This is a genomic window from Kitasatospora sp. NPDC047058 (assembly GCF_040643935.1).
Taxonomy (GTDB): domain Bacteria; phylum Actinomycetota; class Actinomycetes; order Streptomycetales; family Streptomycetaceae; genus Kitasatospora.
The window spans coordinates 1-1,676 of record NZ_JBEYVJ010000811.1; the positions used below are offsets into that span (position 1 = coordinate 1).

Sequence of the window (1,676 nt, forward strand, 5' to 3'; positions counted from 1 at the left end):
GCACTGGCTGGCCCCGGCCGGCCAGTGCGGCCAGCCGCCCTGCGGCGGCTGGGCGAACGGCGGCGGCGTGCCGTAACCGCCCTGCGGCGGCTGGCCGTAGGGGGCCTGCTGGCCGTAGGGCGCCTGCTGCCCGTACGGGTCCTGCTGGCCGTACGGATTCTGCGCCCCGTACGGATTCTGCTGGCCGTGCGGGTTCGACTGGCCGTAGGGGTTCTGGCCGCCGGTCGGGTAGCCGTAACCCGACGGATCGTTGGTGCTCATAGTGTGCTGCTTCCGTGTCGCGGAGGTGGTGGCCGAGCTGGTTGCCGGGTAGGGCTGACAGGACGCCACCGGGTGTGGGCCGGACGGTCCTTGCCGGAGGCGGCGCGGGTCTCTACAGCACTGTAGAGCAGGCGCAAAGCCCCGGTAAAGCCCGTTGACGGTGCGTTCGGCCCGCGTCCCGCCGCATCCGCCGTGCCCGCCGCGGGCGACCGCGCCGCACGGTCGTCCCAGGTCGCGGCGGGTGGCGCCGCACGGCCGCTGGATAGGGTACGGACGGGCGGGTGCGCATCGGGCACCCGCCCACCGCAACCGTCGAAGGGACCCAGCCATGCCGGCCGCACCTGCCACCGGATCCACCTCCCGGCCGCCGCTCACCCGGTTCGGCCTGGGCACGGCCGCCGTCGGCCGGCCCGGCTACATCACCCTCGGCCGCGACGTCGACCTGCCGGCCGAGCGCACCGTCGAGGCGCTGCGCCGCCGCACGCACGAGCTGCTCGACGCCGCCTACGCGGCCGGCGTGCGCTACTTCGACACCGCCCGGTCGTACGGCCGGGCCGAGCAGTTCGTCGCCGAGTGGCTCGACGCCCGCCCGGCCGAGTCCGCCGAGGTGACGGTCGGCAGCAAGTGGGGCTACACCTACACCGCCGACTGGCAGGCCTCCGGCGTACCGGTGCACGAGGTCAAGGAGCACACGGCGGAGGTCTTCGACCGTCAGCTCAAGGAGACCCGGGCCCTGCTGGGCTCCCGCCTGGACGTCTACCTGGTGCACTCCGTCACCCCGGACAGCCCGGCGCTGACCGACCCCGCCCTGCACGAGCGGCTGGCCGGCCTGGCCGCGGAGGGCGTTCGGGTCGGCCTGTCCACCAGCGGCCCCGCCCAGGCCGACACCGTCCGCGCGGCACTGGAGCTGACCGTGGACGGCCGGCCGCTGTTCGCCGCCGTGCAGTCGACCTGGAACGTCCTGGAGCCGTCCGCCGGGCCCGCACTGGCGGCGGCGCACGCGGCCGGGTGGCTCGTGGTGGTCAAGGAGGGCATGGCCAACGGCCGGCTCGCCGACCGCAACGCCACCGGACCGGACACCGCCGCGCTGCGCGCGGTCGCCACCCGCGCGGGCACCTCCTGCGACGCCCTCGCCCTGGCCGCGGTGGCCGCCCAGCCCTGGGCGGACGTCGTGCTCTCCGGCGCCGCCGCGGCGGAACAGCTGGCCTCCAACCTCGCCGCCGCCGACCTGCACCTCGACGAGGCCCGGCTCGCCGAGCTCGCCCCCCTCGCCGAGCCCGCCGAGGAGTACTGGCGCACCCGGGCGGCCCTGCCCTGGGCCTGACGGGTCGCCAGGAGCCCCGGGGCCGGCGGGCCGCGGGGCGAACGTGCGGGTGGTGGTGGGGAGTTGGGCTAGCGGGTCTGCGTGCCGATGA

The 1,676-nt window shown here is 76.3% G+C and carries 1 protein-coding gene and 1 pseudogene; one reads left to right on the forward strand and one right to left on the reverse strand.

The genetic code is table 11. The annotated features are described in order from the left end of the window. Positions 1-261, reverse strand: a pseudogene (locus ABZ885_RS40730) (hypothetical protein); the annotation flags it as partial. A gap of 328 nt (positions 262-589) precedes the next feature. Between ABZ885_RS40730 and ABZ885_RS40735 the strand changes: the two are divergent. After that, the gene (locus ABZ885_RS40735) at positions 590-1,585 is read left to right on the forward strand and encodes an aldo/keto reductase (protein WP_360200195.1); all 996 of its coding nucleotides are present in this window, start codon (positions 590-592) and stop codon (positions 1,583-1,585) included. Positions 1,586-1,676: the final 91 nt, after the last annotated feature.

Bases quoted from the DNA above. Each gene is read 5' to 3' on its own strand.
- ABZ885_RS40735 (WP_360200195.1), top strand. From the start codon at position 590: ATGCCGGCCGCACCTGCCACCGGATCCACCTCCCGGCCGCCGCTCACC.